The organism is Micromonospora sp. WMMD980, assembly GCF_029626035.1.
Lineage (GTDB): Bacteria > Actinomycetota > Actinomycetes > Mycobacteriales > Micromonosporaceae > Micromonospora.
Window position 1 is genome coordinate 5,256,449 of record NZ_JARUBE010000003.1, and the last position, 21,591, is coordinate 5,278,039.

The following is a 21,591-nucleotide window of genomic DNA, read 5'->3' on the forward strand; positions in this document are numbered from 1 at the left end:
TCAGGCGGATTGAGCCGGCGTCGCATGTCGTGGGCGGCGTTCGACTCGAGCATGCCGCTGAGTTTGCCAGAGCGGAATTGCGCTTTGATGCTGCCAGCCATTCACCCAGCGAGGGATCGTCGGCGGTGTCCTCGAAGCCGAGAAACTGCCCGAGAACGACGGCGTGCAACCCGTCGAGCGCCTTCGAGCGGGTGAGTTCGCGAACGGTCCGTGCAAGCTGGCCAACCCGGCTCGCGTCCAGAGGGCGAGGTGGAGATGGCTGATATCGCTGAAGCCGACCAGCGGCTTGGGGTCTTGCCGAGCTGCCACGAAGTCCAGGTCATCAACAATGCGGTAGGCGCCCTTGCCGCCGCGGGCGGTGACGATCGCGCGGACTCCCGGATCGTGGAAGGCATCATTCAGGTCGGCGGCGCGGTCCTCGTCGCGTCCGGCCATGTAGCCCCACCGGTCGAACACGTGGGCTCCGACCTCGACCTGGAGACCCCACGACGTCAACAGTTGCACGCCGCGGGCCACGTCCTCGCGGATCGGAGGGCTGGCCGGAGCGACGACGCGCACCCGATCGCCTTGGCACAGGCGGGGCGCACGAGCACCGATAGGCAGGTCGCGGTCGGGCGGGGCTAGGCAGGAATCGCTCGGTCCTTTACCTTCTGAGTCATGGTGGCTACTCCTGGTGATGGAGATCCGTTCTTCGATGCCGTCCGGCTGTTACTACTCCTGGAGGTCGCCGCCACGGAGCCGGAATCGCGGACGTTGGAGGTGGTGCCCGCGGGCGCGGTAGGCGTCGTCCGTGGCCAGATGTTGTTGCAAAAGCTGGACTTCTGGCTGCGTTACCCGGACTACCTCGCTGATGAGCTCCTCACCGAGTACGAACGCAGCGGCGAGGCGGTCCTGCTGGACATCGCCGCCGAGATTCTCGACTCGGACGAGCCTGAGCTGCGTCAGATTCCGATGCTCCGGTACAAGTTCGGCGCCTACGAGCCGTTGGACATGCCCATGAGTGTGCTGTCGGTCGCCGGGCTGGCGGTGGTTCGGTGGTCACGAACCGAGCAGCGGGTCCGGCACTACGACTACTACCTGACCGCGCAGGGCCGCGCCACCGCGCGATCCTGTGTGGCGGACTTCCCGGAGTTGGCGTGGTACGGAGAACGAACTCGTTTGGTGGTGGCGCTGGCGCAGGGCACCGGGATGACCGGCACCGCCCTGGGTAAGCGGCAGTACCTGCAGCGTGATTACGCCGGCACGGGTCTGAACGAGGAGATCGCCTCTATCGCCAAACGGGCTCGTCGGCGCTTACACGTGTTGAGGGCGGCGGAAGTGAGCGCGTCATGACTGACCGCTTGCCGAACGAGGGCGAACTGATGGCTCGTATCGCTGCCGAGGCGGGTGTGTCGGACGAGACGGTGAAGGCGGTGCTGGTAGAGGCGGGGATCAGTCTCAGCCGTCCACTGCCGGCCCAGCGCAGCCTGCTTGCCCACCGTCTGTATGTGCGCGGTGTGAAGGCCGGCACGACGGCCGGCAGCGACGGCCCGTTCGAAGTGGACGTGGTCCTCGGGCCGGGAGCCTGGGCGATCGCCAGCAACATCAACTTCGCTGGGAAGTCGACGATGTTGTGGGCCTTGACCTGGCCGCTGCGTGGAGAGCCCGACGACACTTACCAGCGCTCCGACACGCGCCGATGGTTCGAGTACATCCGGGTGGATGCTGAGGTCGCCGGGGTGCCGGTGTCGATGCGGATCCGGTTGGTCGGCGGGGTGGTGCGTCAGGGTGTCCTATTAACGGCTGATTCGGTCGAACAGCTCACCGCGTTGGTGGCTGATGCCGAAGCCGGTCCTGGGATTCGCGTGGTAGACACCGCGGACACTCAGGACGCATTCGCTGCCCTGGTCGGCCGGTTCATGCTGCAGCGCCTGGCGCTGCCGCCGCTGCAGGTGTTCACGGCGCACGCCGGTGCGCCGGATGAGGAGGGTGGCGCTCGCGACGGTGCCGTCACCACACATGGTTGGCCGGCGTACTTCTCGGTCATCGCAGTTGCCTCGGGCAGCGATTCGGTCCTGTTCGGAAGCACCGCGGTGGGGCAACTGCCGACCCGGTACATGCAGGTGTTCCTCGACGTGCCGTTCGCGGCTGACATCATGGGCGCCGATGCCTCGGCGAAGGACGCCAAGCAGGTCAGCCGGCACTCCGCGCGCCGGGCAAGCGCCGATGCGGCGGCGCGGGCACAGCAGTGGCAGCCGTTGCACGACGAATTGGCTCGGGCAAAGGACCGGCTGGCGGCAGTACGCGCAGCACGGCCCGATCTGCCCGCGCGGCTGCTTCAGGCGCAGGATGCCACGCGGGCGCTGTTACCGCTGCAGTCACAGATGGCCCGGGCCCAAGCCGCGTACGAGCGGGCACGGCATGCTCGCATCCAGGACGATCGCGCCGTGCGCCGGGCGTCGGAATCAACAGCGGCACGAACTCTGTTCGCCGCGCTGGACCCGCACGCATGTCCCCGCTGTGAGACGGGCATCAGCCAGGATCGGCGTGAGCGGGAAGCCCAGCAGCACCAGTGCGCCGTGTGCGCAGCCCCACTGGCCGTCGCCGATGTCGATGACGAAGACCGCGAGGCGCTACTCGACGGACTCAGGCACCGGCTGGCCGCGTCACGAGCCGCTGAACGCGCTGCCGATGACGCAGTGAAAGCGACCGAACGGAGCCTTGCTCAGGCCAAATCGGCTGCTGACCGAGCAGTACAGGCCGCTGAACACGAACAGGGGCACGCTGACTACCTCGCCGACCTTCGAACCGCCGAGACCGAGGTAGCCCGGCTTGAGGGCGCGCTGGAAGTCGTTTCCAAACTGGGCAGCGCTGACCCGGTCGACGACCAGACCGAGCGGATCCTCACCGCCGCCAAGCAGATCCTCGGCGCGCTGGCCGCCGATGTCACCCGGGAGCTGTTCGCCGAACTCAACGCCGAGATCGTCACATTGGCTCAGCAGCTGGGCATCACCAACCTGAAATCCGTATCGCTGGACCTGGCCGGCCGAGTCAACGCGCTCAAGTCTGACAACACCCGACCCACACCGTTCAAGAAACTCGGCCCGGGCGAGCGGCTGCGGTTGCGTATCGCCGTCGTGGTCAGCCTCATCCGTGTGGGCCGCCGGCGAGGAATCCACTCCCACCCGGGGATGGTGGTCATCGACTCCCCGGCCGATGTCGAGATCGTGCCCGGCGATGTAAAGATCCTCATGGACCACCTTCGCCGACTCGGTGACGACGAAGGGCTCCAAGTCGTTATCGCCACGGCACATCCGGAGGTCTGGGCAGCGTTCCCCGAAGAGCGAATACTGGCAGGACCCGACGGGCAACACCTGTTCTGAGGTAATCCGGGCAAGCGGGCACTGAGGGGGATGCGGCATGAAGGAACTTTTCGCCGCGACGCTTCAGACTTGGGCCCAACAGGCAAGCCCCGAGCAGCTACGCGCGGGGCCTCGCCCAGCAGACTTGGGCGGCAGAAACGTCGTGGCAGCCGCCGCTGATGACCTCGCGTCAAGCCCGCTCTTCGCCTATCTCATCGACCTCGCCGGCACCGATGAGACCGACCCCAGCGACCCGCAACGCGCCCAGCTCGACCAAGCGGTTCTGCGCGGCATCGCCGAACACGACAGATATACCTCCTACACCAGCGCCGTCTCCCGCCTGCTGACCTATCCGACGCTCACCAAACGCCTTGGCCGGGCTCTCGAACGCGCACTGCAGAAGCGCGCCGAAGCCGGCATCAATGCCCACGCCACACCCGCGGTCGCCGCGATTGGTGCCACGGCCACCGAAGCATGGCTGCACCTCTGCGCCACTGGCGTCCTGCGAGAACATCGTCTCCTTGGTTTCCTCACCGACCTTCCCGAGAGCGCCGCGGACGTGGCGCTGGAGATGGCTAAACGGCTGCCCCGCATCGTCGGGCTGGTACACGAACACTTCCACGACGACGACCTCCTCACGCTGCTGCAACGCCTCGCCGACATCCCCGAAGCCGAAGCCGACGCCGGCTTCGAACTCGCATTGGCTGATCTCCGTCGAGCACTCGACGCCGACAACCAAGACGAGCTGATACCCGCGCTCGCGCAAGCCCGTAGCGGCTTCGCCGCCGTCGAGGCGTGTGACGAGGCCCGACACGATGCCCAGGCGTACGCCGCCGCCCTCGACGCCATCATGGCATTCGGATGGTCCGACCCGACTCCGTTGCACGATGCGGTCACCCGCCTTGAGGCTGCCGTCCATCAGCACCGGGCATGGCTTTCCGGTGGCTACCAGCCACCATGGAACTGGGCACGCGTCCACGCTGAAACAGCCTGGCTGCAGCTGTCGATGACCTTGACCGCTGCTGCCGAGCCGTTACACGACGCCTGCTGGTACCACCCCAGCCAGGCCCTCGCCGCACTCCTCGACGCCTACCAGGCTGGCCGGTCCTTCGCCGCTCACACGAACGGCGGCGGCCCCGCGCGGCGTTGAGGTGCTGATCCGGCCAGCGATCGAAGGGACCTTCCTGCGCGACGCCAACCGACTCGCCCTGCTCGACCGCGCCCTCGCCCACGATCCTTCCCTCGCCGACGACGACGCCGCGCAGCAGCTCCACGCCGCCATCCACGCTGCAATCAACACCGTCAACACAGCCAGCCGCGCCACCACCCCGCCTAGCGCCGGCGGTGACCGCCTGGGAAAAGAGCTCAGCCGCCTCACGGCGGTGCTGCACCACTTCGGCATTGAGGACGCAGCGAGCCTCGTCAAGCGCGCACCACCTCATCTGCAAGAGGTTATGGAGTCGCTGCTGTGGAACGACGAGATTGCACAAGCCGAGACCGGCAATATCAAGGTCGAACGTAAGCTTAAGGAACTACAACGCGAACTGGCCGGATCCCCCGACTGGTCCGGGCCGATGGGTGGACCATTCACGATCTTGCTGCGCCAGACCATGCTCTTCCTGGCCAGTCGCTACAACATTGGCGCGACCATGGGCGGCCAACGCACCGCCTATCTACGCAGCAGTGGTGGCACCGCGCCCTTGGAGAAGCCCCTCCACCAAGACTATTTCGAGTGGCTCAGTCAGGGCCCGCTCTACAACACCCTGCAGGCCGAGCCGATCAATCGCGGTCGTGGACGGGCCGATGTCCTCGTCCGCTTCCGTAACGCCAGCTTTTGTGTCGAGTGCAAACGAGAACAGGCCGACGCGACCCGCGACGGACTGCGAACCTACGCCGGGCAAGCGGCTGTCTACACAGACACCGACGCCGCCTTCGGAATCCTCCTCGCACTGGACCTAACCACCCCCACATCGGGTAGCCCGGACTTGTTCTCCAGCATCTGGGTAGAGCGCGTACAGCGAGAACGCGAAGACGACCCCCGCTACATCGTGATCGCACGACTCCCCGGCAACAAGCCCCACCCATCAGCAACCACAACCCCGCCGAGGCGGCCGTAGCGGTGCCCCACAACAGGTCGCGGAGGGCCCCGCCGCCGATCTACGCCTCCACCAGTCCCGAATCACCACACTGCGGACGCTTCGGCTCGAGACCCTCTACGCGATTCCGGCCATCGACGTAGCTGACAGGAGAAGCTTCAATGACTCTCGACCAGCACAGCGTCCGGCTGGCGGTCCTCATCGACGCCGACAACGCACAGCCGGCGCTTATCGCACCACTGCTGGCCGAGGTCGCTAAGTACGGCACCGCGCACGTCAAACGCGCATACGGCGACTGGACCGGCACCGGTCTCCGCGGCTGGAAGGAACGCCTGCTGTCCCAATCCATTCAGCCTATACAGCAGTTCGCCTACACCAATGGCAAGAATGCTACCGATGCCGCCCTGATCATCGACGCGATGGACCTGCTTTACACGGACCGGTTCGACGGCTTCTGCATCGTCTCCAGTGACAGCGACTTCACCCGCCTCGCGTCGCGCATCCGCGAATCCGGACTCACCGTCTACGGCTTCGGCGAACGCAAGACTCCCCAACCGTTCGTCCACGCCTGCGACAAGTTCGTCTACACCGAAAACCTTGCCCGCGAGCATCCCGGGAGACCGACGCAGGTAGTCGCCAGCATGAAGTCCATGGCGCATGCCCCCCTCGCTCAACTCGTCCAAGACACCGCGCTCGTGGACCTGCTACAGCGCACTGTCGATGCGGCCTCCGGTGACGACGGCTGGGCCCACCTCGCCGCGGTCGGGAACATTTTGACCAAGCAGCGCCCAGACTTCGACTCCCGCACCTACGGATATGCCAAGCTCACCGATCTCGTCACCGCCACCGAACTGTTCGACGTCGACCGCCGTCTCCCTGGCGGTGGTAGGCCCGCTGTCGTCTACGTCCGCGACCGTCGACACCCATGACTCTGAGCCCTCTACATCAACCGCCAAATTGCTCAAGGACTACTAATCGGCATCGCCGCCATGCCGCCTCGCTGGCAACCCGGGGACACACGTCGCCTCAGCTAACTTCTACGTCCGCACCACCGACCTCCCGGTTGGCGATGAGTCGGGCCACGTCAGCCCCGCGACCTCGCCATTGCCAAGCAGCCGCAGGTTACGATCCAACCCGGCGCGCGCCAGTCGGGTTAGTGGCGCACCGGACGTGGGTGTTCCGTGGGTGGTCGGATGCCAACGACCGTGGACGGATTCCACGCCTAGAGCCTGGATTTCGGTCACAGAGAATTTGCAGCCGGCCGACCACTGCGCGTAAACGCCGCCCTGACCTGCCGATACTGTGCCGTCTTTATCCGGACCAACGGGCGCGAAGCTGGACGCGTAGCCTTCAGGTTAACTAGCCCAAGGCATTCAGCATGACTGATGATTAAAAGTCCTCAGCTCTGCCAATTGAGCTAACGGCCCGTCGGGCCATCAGGCTACCCGATCACCGGCCGCGGGGTTGAGGTCCGCCCAGCCTGCGCGGGCGGCCGGCACCGGGAGAACTGCCGGCCGCGCGGCGGCCCGCCGCATCATCGTCTCGACGCTTAGTCGGAGCGGGAACCCCAGGCCCGAGCAGCGGATAATCCTCGCCAGGTTTGGCCCTGTTCGGGTGATTGTCAGGCGTCGTGCTGATGGCCCCTGGCGACGCAGTCGTCGTGGATGCGGGTCAGGTGCCGGGTCATGCGGGTGGCTGTGGGATGGCCGGGGTGCTGCTGGCGGTGGGTGGCGATGGTGTCGGTAAGCAGGGTCCGGGCGGCGTGGCAGTGGCCGAGGTCGTGCAGGACGAGGGCGGTCGTGGCGTGGATGGCGAGGGTCCGGGGACTCTGCGGGCCGTCGCTGACAGCGAGGTGCTCGCCGAACTGCCGGTAGAGGTGGTAGGCGCGTTGGTGGTGCCCGGCGTGCCGTTGGGCGGCGGCGTGCAGGTGCAGGGCGCGCAGGCTGTCGGCGTGGCTGTGTCCATGGAGGTGGACCGAGCTTCGGTGGGCGTAGGCGGCCCAGATGGTGGCGTCGGCGGCGCGGCCGTGGCGTAGGTGCAGTTCGGCGAGGAAGGCTGCGGCGTCGGCGTGTAGGGGGTGGGCTGGTGCGGTGATCGGGTCGACGCCGGCGAGGATCTGATGGAGAAGTTGCCGGGCGCGGAGCGGTTGGCGTCGAGCGATGTCGCGGGCACCGGTGACGCGTCGGGCGGGGTTCTCGTCGGTGTGGTCCGGTGGGAGGGCTGGTCGCCAGGTCAGGGCGATGTCGCTGGCGGTGGCGCCGACGGTCACGCGGGCGAGGACGCGGTGGGCGTGGGCGGCGGCGAGGCACGGCGGTAGTGGCGCGTTGGTGGTGGGCAGGATCCGTGCGGCGTGGCGGAGGATGACCCGGCCGACGGTGTCGGTGATGGCTGCGGAGTCGAGGGGCTGTCGGCGGCATCCGGGTTGGCAGTGGTAGGTCGCTGGGGCGCCGGGTGGGGTGGTGCGGTTCATCGGCTGTCGGCACCTCCCGCAGTGCAGCAGCCCTGGTGCCAGCGGGACCTCCCGGCCGTCGGTGAGATCCCGGTTCTGCGGCTGGGGTGGGGTGGTGGCTCGGGTGACCCATTTCTGCACGCGGCGGGGGTCGAGGTTCAGCTGGCGGGCGACGGTGGTGACCGCGCCGTACGCCTTGACAGTGCGGGTGTCGGCCACGCGTCGGACGGTGGCGTCGATGAATTCGGGCGGATAGGTGCGAGGGAAGGCCATCAGATGGAGTCCGTCGGGGCAGCGCTGCGGGCGAGGGTTAGGAATTCAGGACCTGCCACCGCCCTTCGGCGGGATGGGCCGCGTTCGTGGGAACGGTGCCGCGCTGGTCGGGGTTGCGGCGCATGGGTTGCAGGGTCGGTCCGTTGGGCAGCGTGATTGCCGGCCGGGGGGTGTAGCCGTGGCGGGTGTAGAGGGTGTGGGCGGCGGTGGTGGTGTCGCTCCAGGAGGGCAGGTCGATGCGGTCGAGGCGGGCGCGGTGGTGGGCGAGCATCGCCGTGCCGAGGCCTCGCCGTTGGGCGGTGGGGGCGACGGCGAGGAACGCCAGGTGGTAGTGCGGTTCGGTGGGCCGGCGGGCGGTGAGGAGCCGGTCGAGGGTGTCGAAGCGTTGCGTGTGTTCGCCGGCGGCGTCGGTGAGCCGGTGGTGGTAGTTGGCCGGTGGTGGGATGGGTCGGTAGCGGTGGAAGCCGACGGTGGCGGCGTTGAGGTCGTGGGTGAGGTGGATGTCGCCGTAGAACATGGCGTGCTCGACCCAGATCGCGGCCACCTGGGTGAGGACGCGGCGCCGGTGGGGTGGCTCGGGGATCAGCCAGGCGACGAGGGGGTCGGGGTGCAGGGCGTCGGCGATGAGTGCGGCGACGTGGTCCTTGTCGGTCCAGCGGGCGGCGCGGACACGAGCGGCGGCCTCCATGAGGTTCCTTTCGGCTTGACGGGAGCGGGTGATGGTGCCGGACGGGGCGGTGTCAGGGCGTGTGGGTGGCGCTGGTGGTGCGGGTGTGGGCGATGAACAGCAGGTAGTCCTCGACCTGGCCGGTGGGCCTGCGGTCGCCCTGCGATGGTGGGAAGTGGGCGCGTTCGTAGGCGAGGATCTCGCCGGTGGCGGGGTGCAGGATGAGCAGTCCGCGTAGCGCGCCGTGGTCGCTGGTGGCGCTGATGCCGACGCCGACGCGTCCGGCGCGGTCGCGTACGGCGGGGTGGTAGGTGAGTCGTGGGGTGTGGCGCAGGAGGGTGAGGATCGCGGTGCGGGCGTCGCGGTCGGGGGTGCGCCATCGGGTGAGGCTGGCGATGGCGTCCAGGACCGCGGGCGTGCCGAGGAACGGCGGGCTGATGCTGGTGATCTGCGCGGTGAGGGCGGCAGGGGTGCCGGCGATCGGGCCGATCGGGCCGTCGAGGGTGCCGGGCGGGTACGTGTCGTCGGTGGTGGGGTGCGGGTCGGGCGGGTAGCGCAGGCTGGTCTCGCGGCCGGAGCCGTCGTCGGCGCGCCAGTGCCGCTGCTCGAACACCACGATGCGGCGGGTGCCGTGCCCGCCCTGGATGCGGGTGTCGGCGGCCCACTGCCGTAGCCGCACGAACGCGAACCGGCCCGGCACGTCGCAGCCCGCCTCGGCGGCGACGGTGGGAAGCACCTGGGCGGCGGGCCGCGGCGCGGGCAGGACGGTCGGCGGTGTCGCGGCGGTCCGGGCGGCGAGAACCCGCAACTGGGCTGCGGTCAGCGGCGCCGGGATGTCGCACGGCGCGGTTCTCGCGTGAACCGGCGGCATGACGTTGCGGCCACTGCCCGTGTCGGGCGTCGCGGTGTGGGTGGCGGCCCAGGCGGGAGCGAGGGCAGCCATGCCGAGCAGGCCCAGCACGGCCAACACCGCGGCGATCCTGACGGCAGGCCGTTGATGTCGGGTGGGCGAATCCGTGGGTGGGTGGGGTGGGTGGGTCACGGTCGTTGGCTCCGGGAGTGTGATCGGGTCAGCGGTAGGTGGCGGTGGCGAGGTCACCGACGGCGGCGTCGACGGCGGCGGTGATGTCGCGTACCGGTCGGTGGTGCTGGGCGGCGATGGCGCGTAGGTGGGCGGTCAGGGTGGTGATGTCCTCGCCGAGGTAGAGGTGCTCGGTGAGGCCGAGCACGGCGACGAGGCCGGCGAGGGCGGCGGTGTGGTTGTCGGGCTGGTCGCGGCCGGCGGCGAGGTAGCGCAGGCGGGCGCGGGCGACGACGGCCCACTTGGTGTCGGTGGCGAGGTAGGTCTCGGTGCGGGCGAGGCCGGCGAGGCGGCGGCGGGTGGCGCGGTGCAGGATCCCGCCGGCGTGCAGGCCGGCGCGGGTGCGCTCGTACAGGTCGTCGGCGAACCAGGCCAGCCACCCCCGCACCGTCGGAACCGGGTCGGCGTAGCGGAGCGAGGTGAGGGCGGCGTCGGCGATCAGGTCACCGACCGGCCGGTCGAGGTGTGGCCGGATCCGCTGCCCACCCGCCGGCCCGGCGTCCCCGGTGGTGTCGGTGAGGGCGATCCGCCCGGCCAGGAACAGGTCGATCAGGACCGCCCCGGCTAGCCCGAGCGCGAGAGCCCGCCGATGGATGTGGGGTTGCCCGGTGTCGTCGTTGTGGCCGAGCAGGAACAACTCGTCGCGCAACGGCAGCAGCGGAACCGTGTTCATCGCGGCGGCTCCTCCCGCAGCCCGGCCACCTGCTGCCGCAGCCGGGCGTGCACCCCCGCGTAGGCGGCGGCCGGGGCAGGAAGCAGCGCCTTGTCCACGGCGGCCAGGACCGTGTAGTTCGGGTCGCAAACGTTGCCGATCGGCGCCCTGGCGGCCTGCGACACGAGTTGGTAGGCGTCGAGCTCGTTCAGCCCGGTCAGGGCGCTGGCCCAGGCAACCAGATCACGGTGGGCGATGCGGTAGGCGTCCTCCAGCGGCCGGGCGCAGCCGACCGACATCACCTCACCGTCGGTCTCCAGCCGAGGCCACACCGTGGGGACAGCCTTGATGACCTCGATGGCCATGGTGGTGGTCGTGGCGATCTCCACCCCGACCCCGCAGGCCTCGCCCTCGCCCTGGCGGGCGTGTCCGTCGCCGAGGGCGAGCATCGCTCCGTGCACGTTCACCCCCAGAAACAGGGTCGATCCGGCGCGCAGCCGTGGGGTGTCGAGGTTCCCGCCATGGGAGTCGGGGACGATCGTGGAGCGGGCCTCGAACCCGCCGGGAGCGACCCCGATAGTGCCAATCATCGGCTCCAGCGGCAGGTCGACGGTGTGTTCGCTGCCGGTGGCGTGGAAGCGGACCGTGCCGGCCCGCCGGTCGATGTCGTACACCCACACCCGCTCCTCAAGCGGCGGCTGCAGCGTCGCGGTGTGCGCCGTGCCGGTCAACGCGCCGAAGTGCGGGAACGTCGACGACACACCCCAGTCCCGGGCCGGGACGATCGACGCGAGGTGGACGGCGAGGGTGTCGCCGGGCTCGGCGTCCTCGACGAAGAACGGCCCGGACACCGGGTTCAGGTACGGCATCGCACACACCCGCGACGGCAGATCCGCCGGCCCGCGGACCAGGCCGCCGAAGCAGTCCTCGGTGTGCACCCGCAGCACGTCGCCGGAGCGGACGTGAGCCACCGGCATCCGACCACCGAACGTGTAGGCCAGTTCGTCGCGCGCCGGCCGGTAGGTGATCACGTCCATGCCAGTCACACCCGCTCCACGTGGCGAGCCTGCGGCTGCGCCGGCGCCAGTCCCGACAGGGCGGGCCGGCGACCGGACAGGTACAGGCCGGCGAGCACGACCATGCCCAGGGCGAGCCAGGCCAGGCCGAGGCGCTGCGCGGCGATGTTCGCGTTCACCACCACGTAGGCGAGGATCACGAACCCGATCCCCGGCATGACCAGATGCGCCCACCAGTTCCCGCTACGCCGCCGGATCAGGTGGTGCACGACCACGGAGACGTGCAGGACCAGGAACGCCACCATCGCCCCGAAGTTGATCAGCGACGACAGCAGCGTGATCCCGTCCGCCCGGGTCGCCATGTAAAGACCCAGCGCGAGGGACACCGCGCCGGTGAGCAGGGTCGCGTTGATCGGCACGTTCCGGCGTACCGACACCTTCGCCAGAAAGCCCGGGAGCTGCCGGTCGCGGGCCATCGCATACAGCAGCCGGGACGTCGCGACCTGCGCGACCATCGAGTTCGGCAGACCCCACGCGATCGCCGTTGCCACCGCGCACAGCGTCGCCAGCCAGCCGCCGCCGGCCACCGCGGCGGCGTCGTAGAAGGCGGTGCCGTTCGGATCACCCTGCGCCAGGAGCGCGCCCGGGTTGGGCAGGAGCATCGCGGCCAGCCACGTCTGCGCGATGAACAGCACCCCGGCCAGGACGAGGACGGCGGCCATCGCCCGGCCGATCTGCCGGGAACCGCCCCGGGTCTCCTCGGCCAGCATGCTGATGCCGTCGAAGCCCAGGAAGCTGAGGACGGCGATCGACACCGCTCCCGCGACCACCGCCCAGGTGAAGGTGTCGGCGTTGTAGAACGCGTCCCAGCTGAACCGGCCCCTACCCGAGGCGAGGGCCCAGCCGGCGACGGCCAGGAAGATCGCCAGCACGATCAGCTCGCTGACGAGCATCACCCGGGTCACCACGGCGGTCATCCGGATCCCGACCGAGTTGACGATCGTGTTAACCGCGACGAACCCCAGCAGCCACAACCACACCGGCACCGCCGGCACGCTCGCGTGCATCGCCACCGACGCCACCAGATACAGCAGCCCCGGCACCAGCACGTAGTCCAGCAGGATCACCCAACCGGCCAGAAAACCGACCGGCGCGCTGATCCCCCGACCCGCGTAGTTGTAGACACTGCCCGACATCGGGAACGCCTGCACCATCTGCGCGTACGAGAACGCGGTGAACACCAGGGCCACCACACCGACCGCGTACGCCAGGGCCACCATCCCGCCGGAGCCGGCGTACACGCTGCCGAAAATCGCCATCGGCGCGATCGGCACCATGTACACCAGGCCGTAGGCCAAGAGGTCCCGGAACCGCAGCCTCCGAGCCAACTCCTGGCGATAGCCGTAACGGGCCAAGTCGTTCTGTTCAAACATTCGACGCCCTCCTCCTGCATCGGCACTTGGATGAGGGCGCATGCGGAGGATTGCCTCTCGTAACTCACGCGCCCTACGAGTGCCTGCGCCCCGGTGATCCGTTCTGCACCCCTGGCAGCGCAGGACGAATGAACGATTACGTTATCACGGCAGGTGGGACAGCCCACGGTGAGGGGCCACCGTGGGACCCCACCGTGAGGTGTCCCGGTCAACACCCTCAACGCCAGAGTTGACATCGGTATCCGTCGAAATGATGTCGGCGGCCGAGCGTGGGGAGGTGGGACCGGTGCGTGTGTCAGCGATGACGTCGGACCCGGCGCCGTGGGAGTGGGAGTTCGACTGGCACCTGACGAACCGCTGCAACTTCTTCTGCGAGTACTGCCATCCGCAGATTCGTCACGTGTTGAACAAGAAGCACCTGAACGAGCCCGACGCCGACCTGGTGGTGCGGCGCTTCGAGGATCTCGACCGCACGAGTCTCGTGCACATGTCGGGCGGAGAGCCGTTCCTGTTTCCCGGGTTCGTCGAACTTTGCGCCGGGCTGACCCGCCGCAACTGGATCAGCATCAACACCAACCTGGCGTCGCCCGAGCTGGTCACCCGCTTCGCCAACGAGGTGGACCCGACGCGGGTGGCCAAGATCGTGGCGGCCCTGCACGTACCGGAGCGGGAACGCCTCGGGTTGCCGATGACGGAGTACGCCGAGTCGTTCCGGATCCTGCGCGGGGCCGGCTTCGACGTGGTGGCACTCTACGTGCTCTTCCCGCCGCTGCTCCCGCGGCTACGCGACGACTTGGCGTCGCTGGCGGCTCTCGGAGTGGATCCGCTGCGGGCCAAGGTGTTCAAGGGCGTCTACGACGGTCGCCGGTACCCCGAGGCGTACACCGACGCGCAGCGTGAGCTGATCCTGGAGAACTCCGGCGAGTACACCTTCAACCGGCCGTACCTCGACGGGATGCTCGCCTTCCGCGGCCAGCCCTGCACGGCGGGGATGACCTCCTTCAAGGTGACCGTGACCGGTGAGGTTCGGCGGTGTGCTTCTGTGCCGACCAGCTACGGGAACCTCTACGACGGGACCTTCCGGCCCGCCTCCGCACCGGAGCCGTGCCCGGCGAAGCGTGTCCTGGTCCTGTCGCAGTGCATGGCGTACCTCGTCGATCCGCCACAGCCCGCATCCGCCGTCGCTGCCCCGTCGCGTTCGTGAGGAGAGGAGAAAGCGCCATGCAGGTCATCACCAGCCTCGGAGCGGTACACCCCGACCAGTCACCGTTCGATGTCGCGGAGCGCAAGGGCATCGGCCACCCTGACAGCCTCGCGGACCTGGTCGCCGATAGCTTCTCCCGCCGCTACTCCGCAACCTGCCAGGAGCGCTTCGGTGCGGTGCCGAACCACTGGGTCGACAAGGTGACGCTGGTGGGCGCAGCCGCTGACGTCCGGTTCGGCGGGTACGACATCCGCAAGCCGGTCGACTGCTACCTCTTCGGCAAGGTCACCGAGCGGATCGACGGCAACGATGTATCCGTCGCCAAACTGTTCGACGACACGGTCCGCGCTGTTCTCACCAGCACGTTGGACGACCCGGCAATCCTTGGGCACCTGCGCATTCACGTGAACAACACCGCCGGCACCGGGGTCGATCACGACAGGGAGTTCTACCAGCCTCGGACGGCTGCCGGGATCACGAAGGTGCTCGCCAGTGAGTCCGTCGCCAACGACACCGTCGTGTGCGCCGGGACGAGCCTTCGTGGCATCGCGGCGCGGACGGCGGTCCGACTGGAGACGCTGCTGACCGGCGCCGCCTTCCGAACTCGCTACCAAACCGGCACCGACGTCAAGGTCATGGTGGTCCGCGACCGTGGCCAACTGGACGTGACCGCGGCAGTGCCCTTCCATCCCGCCAGCGTTCACGGCTGGTCGGAGTATCGGACGGCGCTGGACGCCATCCGCGACGAGATCGAGGGTGAGCTCAAGCGGGTGCTCGACGAGACACCGACGGCAGCTGGGGCACGGCTGTCGCTGAACACCAAGGACGTGCCCGGTCGTGGCTACCTCGCGCCCTTCGGCACCTCACTGGGCAAGGGAGACTGTGGCGCTGTCGGGCGGGGCAACCGGTACAACGGGGCGATCGAGCCCCTTCGTCCGGCGAGCGGCGAGGCGCCCGCAGGCAAGAACCCGCTTCACCACGTCGGGAAGATCTACACGGCCGTAGCCGACGAACTCGCACGACGCATCATGGCCGAGCTCGAGACGTACGCCGAGGTGGTCATCGCGGCACGCAACGGCGGCCAGTTGGACGATCCCGCGTACGTGCTCATCCGGTCCGAGGCGCCCATCGGGGCCGCCGGCGAGGCACTCGCTCGGGCAGCGATGCGGACGGCACCGGGGTACATCCAGCGGTTCCTGGAGACCGACCCGGTGAGTCGCTTCCGCGCGCAGGAGCCGTGCTGATGCCGCCGGCGTTGGACGAGGTTCATCTCCGTCATCTCCGCGAGTTGTGCGCCCGCCCGGCCATGATCGACGACGAAGGCCTCCGCCTCGGAGGCACGTACGTGATGTTCTTCGCCGAGTCCGTCCTGATGGCTGAGCACGCCGCCGCGCTACTCGCAGATCAACACGGAGCGCATGTGCTGGAAATCGGCCTCGGCCTGGGTGTCTTCGCCCAGCAGATCGCGCCGCTGCGACCCGCCCGTTACACCGCCGTCGAACCGCATCCGAAGGTCGTGGACCTGGTCGCGCCGAGAGTCCGCGAGCAGCTGTCCTGCCCCGTCGTGGTTGTCGTCGAACCATGGCAGGTGCTCGACCTTGAGCCGGACAGCATCGACGCGATCATGTACGACACCTGGCCGCCCGACGGGCACGCCGACGCCGATTTCGCCAGCTTCGTGGAACGGGTAGCGATCCCTGTCCTGCGGCCCGGAGGTCGCTTCAGCTTCTTCCACAGCGGCACACAGTTGCCCGAAGCGCGCGTCGAAGTGCTGGACCACTTCTTCCCGGGCTGGAGCGCAACGAAAGTGACCATCCCTGCGAATCAACTGCCGAGCGGCTGGACGAAGCCCACGGGTGACTTCCTCGTGTCGTGCGCCCGGAAAGGGGTCCAATGATGCGAGCGACCGGCGACGACCTCCGGCGCCGCTTCCGTCAGGACGGCTACCTCGCCATCGAGGGATTCCTGGAGCGCGAGACGTTGTCCCAGTTGCGCGTCGCCGCCGACCTGGCATTCGAGCAGATCATCGGCCAGACCATGTCCCTGCGGACGGCGCATCCTCGCCTCACCTGGTGGCGCCTGCCGGATGGCCGACCGTACGTCTTCAAGATCAAACCTGTCGTCGATCTCGCACCGGCCTTCGTGGGCATGGCGGCGAGCGAAGATATCGGATTCCTCGCCTCGTCGATGCTCTCCGCCAAGGCGACATTGATGGAGGACAAGGTCACCTACAAGGCGGCACTCGCCGACCCCGCCGATTGGGCCGACCTGCCGGTTCTCGGCGAGGACGTCCGCAAACACTCCGACGCCTCGTACTTCGCGGCGCGCGGCTACGACCGGGTGATCACGGTGGCGCTGTGTCTCGATGACTGCCCCGCAGCCGCAGGGGCGCTGCAGGTCTGGCCCGGCAGTCACCGACGCCCTGTGCGACACGAGCCGACACCAGCCCAGGGGCCGGTCGTCCCGGACGATGACGCGCCCGACGATCAGGCGGTGACGCTGGAGGCATCAGCGGGATCACTGCTGGCCTGGGATGCCGCGCTCGTGCACGCCAGCGGGCCGAACAGCACCGACAGACCGCGGCGACTGCTGGTTCTCGGTTACTCGGCGAGCGGCTCATGACCGCCGCACCGAATCCGCCGGACCGAGCGACCATCGGCGCCTCTCAGCCTCCCAACAGCGCCTTCGACCCGCCGTACACCCAACCGCACCCGTACTTCGGTCAGTGGGGCGAGGACCGCTGGCTCGTCGAACACCTGGCCGTTCCGGCGCGGGGAGTCTTCGTCGATGTCGGGGCAGGCGACGGGGTACGGGGTAGCAACACCCTCTACTTCGAGAGGCGGGGATGGACGGGGTTGTGCGTCGATCCTGATCCGCGGAACCGCGCACCCTTGACGAGACGCCACTGCGTGGTACGCCACTGCGCCATCTCGAACACCGCCGGCGAGCAGACCTTCAGCCAGTACGACGCCAAGCCCTCCTGGTCCGGCCTGGGTGACCGGGGCCGCGGCTACACCGTGGGTACCGTTTCCTGTCTTCGGCTCGGAGACCTGCTCCACGATCTCCGAATCGAGCGGGTCGACCTCCTGAATATCGATGTCGAAGGCACAGAGCTGGACGTCTGGTCGTCCTTCGACCCGGCCGAGCACTGCCCGGGGATCGTCATCATCGAGTACGACTCCCGAGACTCTGACCGCGGTGAGGAGCGGATCATCCGCGCTCTCGGGGCTGATCGCTTCGAGCTCATACATCGAACTCCAGCCAACCTCGTCCTGCGAGGGCTGGATCCGGTGAGCCAGCGACGGTGGCGCCATGCGAGATGATTCTCTCCTCGAAGCGCTCGCCACCGCGATCTGGCCAGAGGTGACCGGTGAGAGGGCGGTGGTCTTCTGTTCCCACAGCGCGGACGAGCCTCACTGGCGAAATCTGCTGGCGGCTGCGGGCGCGGCCGACGTCCTGGTCCTGGCCTTCGACGGCAATCTCCTCGCCTCCTTGCCCAGCCCGCCCGGCACCCGCAGCGCAGCCCAACTGCTCGCGGACCGGCACGCTCTCCTCGCCACCCTCGCGACGGACTCGCCGCTGAGCGCACTCGTGGATCGTTTCGATCCCGACAGGCGAGCAGCGCTTTTCGTCACCGACCCTCTGGAGCCGCTGGTGACAGGCAGCCGGCCGCTCATCGGCGCCAAGCACCCGAGCTGGAGCCTCTTCGAACACAAGAGCGTGGTGGATGTGCTGTGGGACTCCATCGGCCTGCCGCGCGCGGAATCAGTGGTGTACGACGAGCCAGCATCGCTGTGGCAGCCTGTCAGCCCGCCGGGGACCGAAATCGTCACCGCGAGGCAGACGTGCGGGGCCGAGCCCTCGGCCGGCGGTGGAGACATCCGATGGTCGAGCGCGGGCACACCCAGCCCGCGGGTGGAGTCGGCAGCGCAACGGCGGATCCGCGTCATGCCGATGCTCCCCGGCGTGCCCTGCCGCCTGCACGGATTGGTGCTCGTCGAGTCGACTGTCGCGTTCACCCCATTGGAGCTTCTCGTACCGCGGCGGCCCGCCGACGGGACCTTCCTCTGCGCGGGCACCGCACCCATGCCCGTGGCCCGACAGCGAGGCCTGATCGAGCTGACCCGGTGGATGGGCGAGGCCCTGCGCCGCCGGCTGGGCTACCGCGGCGGGTTCTCCGTCGACGGAATCCTCACCCGGAGCGGGTTCCGCCCCACCGACCTCAACACCAGGGTGACCTCGGCCTTCGAGGCCGCACCACCACCTCTGCGGGTTGGCGTCCACGCGAGCGCGCTCCTCGCCAGGGAGGGCCTGCACGGCGTCGACGCGGCCGGACCCGGGCTTACGGAGAGCGTGCATCGCGCCCTGAACGACACCACCGACCTCAACCTGCTCGCGATGATCGGGCAACCGGTCCCGTTGGCGAGGCGACACGTTCGCTGGCGCGATCGCGGGCTTGAAGCGTGCCGGCCCGACGAGGCGCACGGCTCGCTCGAGGTCATCAACGGACCGCGGGGGACAGCGCTTCGGGCTCAACTCGCGCGGAAGCACCTGCCCGTGGGCGTCTCGCCGCAGGAGAGCGTCGTGGTAGCTCTCCGAATGGCTGACGAGCTCCTCGGCACCGGAATCGGCGACCTGCAACTGCCACCCGTAGGGAGCGGCGCCGCCCCCACTCAGAGAAGCGGCACCACCTAGACCTACGAGAGCCGGTCGATCGCACTCCTGATCCTCGTGGCAGTGAGGCTCCGGCCGAGCACCTCCAACGACTCGAACAGGGGCAGCCCGACGGTACGGCCGGTCACGGCAACCCGGACCGGTGCCTGGGCCTTACCCAGCTTCAGCCCGCGAGCTGCCCCCAACTCCTCGACCGTGCGCTTGAGCGACTCGGCATTCCACTCCACCTTTTCGAAAGCGGTAGCCACCTCGGTGAGTAGCGCCAGAGCCTCCCCGGTCATGGCCTTCTTCCAAGCCGCCTCGTCGATCGACGGGAACGGCAGGAACAGGAAGTCGACCATGGCGACGATCTCGCTGAGCACCGCGACCCGGGTCTGCGCCAAGGGCGCGACAGCGGCGAAGGCGACGTCGTCGTAGTGCTCAGCCCGCCACGGGGCGTACTCACCGCGCAGCCACGGCTGACACGCCGAGATGAACTGCTCTGTGCTCAACGCGCGGATGTAGTCGCCGTTGAAGGCCCGCAGCTTCTTGACGTCGAAGAACGCCGGCGACGGATTGACGTCGGCCATCCGGAACTCCGTCACGATGTCGTCCCAGGGGACGATCTCCCGGTCACCGGAGGGGGCCCAGCCGAGCAGCATCAGGTAGTTGCGCATCGCATCGGGCAGGTACCCCTCGGCCCGGAAGTCCTCCAGCGCGACCCGATCCCGGCGCTTGGACAGTTTCTGCCGCTTCTCGTTGACCAGGATCGGCGCGTGGGCCCACACCGGCGGTTCGTGCCCGAGCGCCACCCACAACAACTGCTGCTTGGGCGTGTTCGGCAGGTGCTCCTCGGCGCGGATGACATGGGTAATGCCCATGACCATGTCGTCGACGACATTCGCGAGAAGGAACACCGGGGAGCCGTCACCACGTGCGATGACGAAATCCTCGATCGTGGCGTTGTCGAACGTGGGCTCGCCGCGCACCAGATCCCGCACGACTGTCTGACCTTCGTCCGGCGTCCGGAAACGCACCGCGCTGCCGGGGGCCGCGGCTAGCCCGCGGTCGCGGCAGTAACCGTCGTAACCCTTGTGTTCGCTGCCGGTTCGCTCCACGACCTGCGTACGCACGCAGTCGCAGTAGTAGGCCTGACCTGCCGCGAGCAGCTTCGCGATGGCGTCGCGGTGGTGCTGGACGTAGGCGGACTGGAACAGGGGGCCCTCGTACTCATCGGGGCCGGCGCCGAGCCACGCCATGGCGTCGATGGTGCCCTGCACCCACTCCGGCTTACTGCGTTCGGCGTCCGTGTCCTCGATCCGCAGCACCATCGTGCCGCCGGACTGCTTGGCCAGCACCCAGTTGTAGAGCAGCGAGCGGGCGTTACCCACGTGGAACATGCCTGTCGGCGATGGGGCAAATCGAACGCGCACGGGGGAGTTTGGCGATGCCATGCACGCAGCGTACCGATATGAGGCGGTCGCTTAACCGCATATCCCGGCCCGGAGTTAGACGTTTACTGCGCACCAGGTTGGAGCGCCGGTCGGCCTGTCAGAGGATCTGCCAGCGACGCAGCTCGGTGCTCTTCTCGTTGCGAAGGCCGTCAAGCCGGCGATGCACCTCGGCGGCTGCCGACGTGCCGGGTCGGGACTTGCGCGCGTTGGTGGCGATCATCTGGAGTTCACGCAATCGGCAGAGCTCTTCGAAGCCCGACCAGGTGGTGGCGTCCCAGCCGTACCTGGCGGTGAAGTCCGCGAAGGCCTGCCGGCCGCCGCCGAATCGCCGACAGTGAACCGCGACGGTGGCGATGTCCCACTCTCGCGGCCCGATCGCGATACCGTCCCAGTCAGCCAGGACCGGGGTGCCGTCGAACCGCCGTAGAGCGTTGCGGGTCTGGGGGTCGGATTGGATCAGGCTGTCTCCCAGCGGGGACGCCATCGACGACCAGGCCGCCCTGAGAACCTCGAGCCGGTTCAGCAACAGGTCGCGGTCCAAATCGTCGATGAGGTGGGCGTTGTCCACGGATCTGCGGACGCTCTCGGCTGGTTGAAGCCTTGGCAGCTCCACCGGCGGCATCGGAAAGCCGTGCAGTTCCCGAAGGAGTTGCCCGAGCTCTGCGGTGGTGACAGGGTTGTCGTCCGCCGGGTCCAAACGCTGCCACACCGTGACGGCGTGTCCGTCGACCACGAGCGGTTGATCCGGCACCTGGGCGCACAGACCCACGGTCGGGAAGCCCTTGGCTGACAGCCAGTCAACGACCGCCACCACCGTCCGTGAGCGGTCTAGTCCGAACTCCAGCGGCGCGATCTTGATTACTACGTCGCCCACGGCGTACACCGCGTTGGTGTGATGCCGAAGCAACTGCGCCTCGGCAGTTGAGCAGCCCAGCTTCCGACACACCTCGGCGAGCATCGGACGCGTTCGTGCCTCGACGAACATGTGGCCCCTAGGGTTCGAGCACAGCAGTTCCGGCTGCAAGGGTACGGCTCCGCTCGCGGCACGCCCGCACGTACTCCGCCAACTCGATCACCTCCCTGCCCTGTGCGGGTTGCGGGATCGCCGATACGACCTGAGCCGCCTTGGACAGGACGATCTCCGTGCGCTGTAGCTCGGGCAGCCCGGCGACGGCGGCGCAAGCGGCTACTGCCGCCTCAGCGAACCGAAGGTCGCGTACAAGGCAGAGGGCACGGTCCAGGGCGATAAGAGCAGGATCAATCGGCACCCTC

At 68.4% G+C, this 21,591-nt stretch carries 20 protein-coding genes; 11 read left to right on the top strand and 9 right to left on the bottom strand.

Going from position 1 to position 21,591, the window contains the following annotated elements:
* Window positions 1–558: an LD-carboxypeptidase gene (locus tag O7618_RS24715; protein ID WP_278108514.1), complete on the bottom strand. Its 558-nt coding sequence runs from the start codon at window positions 556–558 to the stop codon at window positions 1–3.
* Window positions 559–657: 99 nt separating this feature from the next.
* Here O7618_RS24715 and O7618_RS24720 point away from each other — a divergent pair, with 99 nt between their 5' ends.
* The 5 genes from O7618_RS24720 (at window position 658) to O7618_RS24740 (ending at window position 6,366) form a co-directional block, all read left to right on the top strand.
* Complete coding sequence (locus O7618_RS24720) at window positions 658–1,332, top strand: hypothetical protein (protein ID WP_278108515.1); 675 nt, start codon at window positions 658–660, stop codon at window positions 1,330–1,332.
* The gene (locus O7618_RS24725; RefSeq protein WP_278108516.1) at window positions 1,329–3,362 is read left to right on the top strand and encodes a hypothetical protein; all 2,034 of its coding nucleotides are present in this window, start codon (window positions 1,329–1,331) and stop codon (window positions 3,360–3,362) included. The genes O7618_RS24720 and O7618_RS24725 overlap by 4 nt, the downstream gene beginning before the upstream one ends.
* Window positions 3,363–3,399: 37 nt before the next feature.
* Window positions 3,400–4,491 carry a hypothetical protein gene (locus tag O7618_RS24730; protein ID WP_278108517.1) on the top strand — a complete coding sequence of 364 codons (1,092 nt, stop codon included), beginning with the start codon at window positions 3,400–3,402 and terminating at the stop codon, window positions 4,489–4,491.
* 1 nt (window position 4,492) lies between these two features.
* A complete protein-coding gene (locus tag O7618_RS24735) occupies window positions 4,493–5,458 on the top strand; it encodes a hypothetical protein (protein ID WP_278108518.1) in 966 nt (321 codons plus the stop codon).
* A 140-nt stretch (window positions 5,459–5,598) separates the two neighbouring features.
* Window positions 5,599–6,366 carry an NYN domain-containing protein gene (locus O7618_RS24740; RefSeq protein ID WP_278108519.1) on the top strand — a complete coding sequence of 256 codons (768 nt, stop codon included), beginning with the start codon at window positions 5,599–5,601 and terminating at the stop codon, window positions 6,364–6,366.
* A gap of 692 nt (window positions 6,367–7,058) precedes the next feature.
* Here the strand turns inward: O7618_RS24740 and O7618_RS24745 are convergent.
* From O7618_RS24745 to O7618_RS24770, 6 genes are all read right to left on the bottom strand, one after another.
* On the bottom strand, window positions 7,059–8,159 hold the full coding sequence (locus O7618_RS24745; RefSeq protein WP_278108521.1) for a hypothetical protein: 1,101 nt from the start codon (window positions 8,157–8,159) through the stop codon (window positions 7,059–7,061).
* 37 nt (window positions 8,160–8,196) lie between these two features.
* Complete coding sequence (locus tag O7618_RS24750) at window positions 8,197–8,847, bottom strand: GNAT family N-acetyltransferase (RefSeq protein WP_278108522.1); 651 nt, start codon at window positions 8,845–8,847, stop codon at window positions 8,197–8,199.
* Window positions 8,848–8,899: 52 nt separating this feature from the next.
* On the bottom strand, window positions 8,900–9,796 hold the full coding sequence (locus tag O7618_RS24755) for a hypothetical protein (RefSeq protein ID WP_278108523.1): 897 nt from the start codon (window positions 9,794–9,796) through the stop codon (window positions 8,900–8,902).
* 100 nt (window positions 9,797–9,896) lie between these two features.
* On the bottom strand, window positions 9,897–10,580 hold the full coding sequence (locus O7618_RS24760) for a GPP34 family phosphoprotein (RefSeq protein WP_278108525.1): 684 nt from the start codon (window positions 10,578–10,580) through the stop codon (window positions 9,897–9,899).
* Window positions 10,577–11,605, bottom strand: a complete 1,029-nt coding sequence (locus tag O7618_RS24765) for an acetamidase/formamidase family protein (RefSeq protein ID WP_278108526.1) — start codon at window positions 11,603–11,605, stop codon at window positions 10,577–10,579. The genes O7618_RS24760 and O7618_RS24765 overlap by 4 nt, the downstream gene beginning before the upstream one ends.
* Entirely contained in the window at window positions 11,602–13,008 is a 1,407-nt protein-coding gene (locus O7618_RS24770; protein ID WP_278108527.1) for an APC family permease, read from the bottom strand. The genes O7618_RS24765 and O7618_RS24770 overlap by 4 nt, the downstream gene beginning before the upstream one ends.
* Window positions 13,009–13,294: 286 nt before the next feature.
* On the opposite strand from O7618_RS24770, the gene O7618_RS24775 reads away from it, so the two are divergent.
* From O7618_RS24775 to O7618_RS24800, 6 genes are read left to right on the top strand one after another with little or no spacing between them, the layout of a single operon-like run.
* Window positions 13,295–14,212: a radical SAM protein gene (locus O7618_RS24775; RefSeq protein WP_278108528.1), complete on the top strand. Its 918-nt coding sequence runs from the start codon at window positions 13,295–13,297 to the stop codon at window positions 14,210–14,212.
* A gap of 17 nt (window positions 14,213–14,229) precedes the next feature.
* Window positions 14,230–15,456, top strand: a complete 1,227-nt coding sequence (locus O7618_RS24780; RefSeq protein WP_278108529.1) for a methionine adenosyltransferase — start codon at window positions 14,230–14,232, stop codon at window positions 15,454–15,456.
* The gene (locus O7618_RS24785) at window positions 15,456–16,109 is read left to right on the top strand and encodes a methyltransferase domain-containing protein (RefSeq protein ID WP_278108530.1); all 654 of its coding nucleotides are present in this window, start codon (window positions 15,456–15,458) and stop codon (window positions 16,107–16,109) included. Before O7618_RS24780 ends, O7618_RS24785 begins: the two co-directional genes overlap by 1 nt.
* On the top strand, window positions 16,106–16,834 hold the full coding sequence (locus tag O7618_RS24790) for a phytanoyl-CoA dioxygenase family protein (RefSeq protein ID WP_278108531.1): 729 nt from the start codon (window positions 16,106–16,108) through the stop codon (window positions 16,832–16,834). The genes O7618_RS24785 and O7618_RS24790 overlap by 4 nt, the downstream gene beginning before the upstream one ends.
* On the top strand, window positions 16,831–17,535 hold the full coding sequence (locus O7618_RS24795; RefSeq protein ID WP_278108532.1) for an FkbM family methyltransferase: 705 nt from the start codon (window positions 16,831–16,833) through the stop codon (window positions 17,533–17,535). The genes O7618_RS24790 and O7618_RS24795 overlap by 4 nt, the downstream gene beginning before the upstream one ends.
* On the top strand, window positions 17,525–18,907 hold the full coding sequence (locus O7618_RS24800; protein ID WP_278108533.1) for a hypothetical protein: 1,383 nt from the start codon (window positions 17,525–17,527) through the stop codon (window positions 18,905–18,907). Before O7618_RS24795 ends, O7618_RS24800 begins: the two co-directional genes overlap by 11 nt.
* Before the next feature lie 2 nt (window positions 18,908–18,909).
* Here O7618_RS24800 and gltX read toward each other — a convergent pair whose 3' ends face one another.
* Window positions 18,910–20,319 (bottom strand): glutamate--tRNA ligase, encoded by a 1,410-nt coding sequence (gltX, locus tag O7618_RS24805; RefSeq protein WP_278108535.1) that lies wholly within the window; start codon window positions 20,317–20,319, stop codon window positions 18,910–18,912.
* 97 nt (window positions 20,320–20,416) lie between these two features.
* Window positions 20,417–21,304 carry a phosphotransferase gene (locus tag O7618_RS24810; protein ID WP_278108536.1) on the bottom strand — a complete coding sequence of 296 codons (888 nt, stop codon included), beginning with the start codon at window positions 21,302–21,304 and terminating at the stop codon, window positions 20,417–20,419.
* Window positions 21,305–21,591: the final 287 nt, after the last annotated feature.

What these genes read in the sequence shown, in the direction of transcription:
- O7618_RS24795 (WP_278108532.1), top strand. Translation starts at nt 16,831, where the DNA reads ATGACCGCCGCACCGAATCCGCCGGACCGAGCGACCATCGGCGCCTCT.
- O7618_RS24745 (WP_278108521.1), bottom strand. Translation starts at nt 8,159, where the DNA reads ATGGCCTTCCCTCGCACCTATCCGCCCGAATTCATCGACGCCACCGTC.
- O7618_RS24770 (WP_278108527.1), bottom strand. Translation starts at nt 13,008, where the DNA reads ATGTTTGAACAGAACGACTTGGCCCGTTACGGCTATCGCCAGGAGTTG.
- O7618_RS24750 (WP_278108522.1), bottom strand. Translation starts at nt 8,847, where the DNA reads ATGGAGGCCGCCGCTCGTGTCCGCGCCGCCCGCTGGACCGACAAGGAC.
- O7618_RS24790 (WP_278108531.1), top strand. Translation starts at nt 16,106, where the DNA reads ATGATGCGAGCGACCGGCGACGACCTCCGGCGCCGCTTCCGTCAGGAC.
- O7618_RS24800 (WP_278108533.1), top strand. Translation starts at nt 17,525, where the DNA reads ATGCGAGATGATTCTCTCCTCGAAGCGCTCGCCACCGCGATCTGGCCA.
- O7618_RS24730 (WP_278108517.1), top strand. Translation starts at nt 3,400, where the DNA reads ATGAAGGAACTTTTCGCCGCGACGCTTCAGACTTGGGCCCAACAGGCA.
- O7618_RS24785 (WP_278108530.1), top strand. Translation starts at nt 15,456, where the DNA reads ATGCCGCCGGCGTTGGACGAGGTTCATCTCCGTCATCTCCGCGAGTTG.
- O7618_RS24725 (WP_278108516.1), top strand. Translation starts at nt 1,329, where the DNA reads ATGACTGACCGCTTGCCGAACGAGGGCGAACTGATGGCTCGTATCGCT.
- O7618_RS24810 (WP_278108536.1), bottom strand. Translation starts at nt 21,304, where the DNA reads ATGTTCGTCGAGGCACGAACGCGTCCGATGCTCGCCGAGGTGTGTCGG.
- gltX (WP_278108535.1), bottom strand. Translation starts at nt 20,319, where the DNA reads ATGGCATCGCCAAACTCCCCCGTGCGCGTTCGATTTGCCCCATCGCCG.
- O7618_RS24760 (WP_278108525.1), bottom strand. Translation starts at nt 10,580, where the DNA reads ATGAACACGGTTCCGCTGCTGCCGTTGCGCGACGAGTTGTTCCTGCTC.
- O7618_RS24780 (WP_278108529.1), top strand. Translation starts at nt 14,230, where the DNA reads ATGCAGGTCATCACCAGCCTCGGAGCGGTACACCCCGACCAGTCACCG.
- O7618_RS24740 (WP_278108519.1), top strand. Translation starts at nt 5,599, where the DNA reads ATGACTCTCGACCAGCACAGCGTCCGGCTGGCGGTCCTCATCGACGCC.
- O7618_RS24720 (WP_278108515.1), top strand. Translation starts at nt 658, where the DNA reads ATGGTGGCTACTCCTGGTGATGGAGATCCGTTCTTCGATGCCGTCCGG.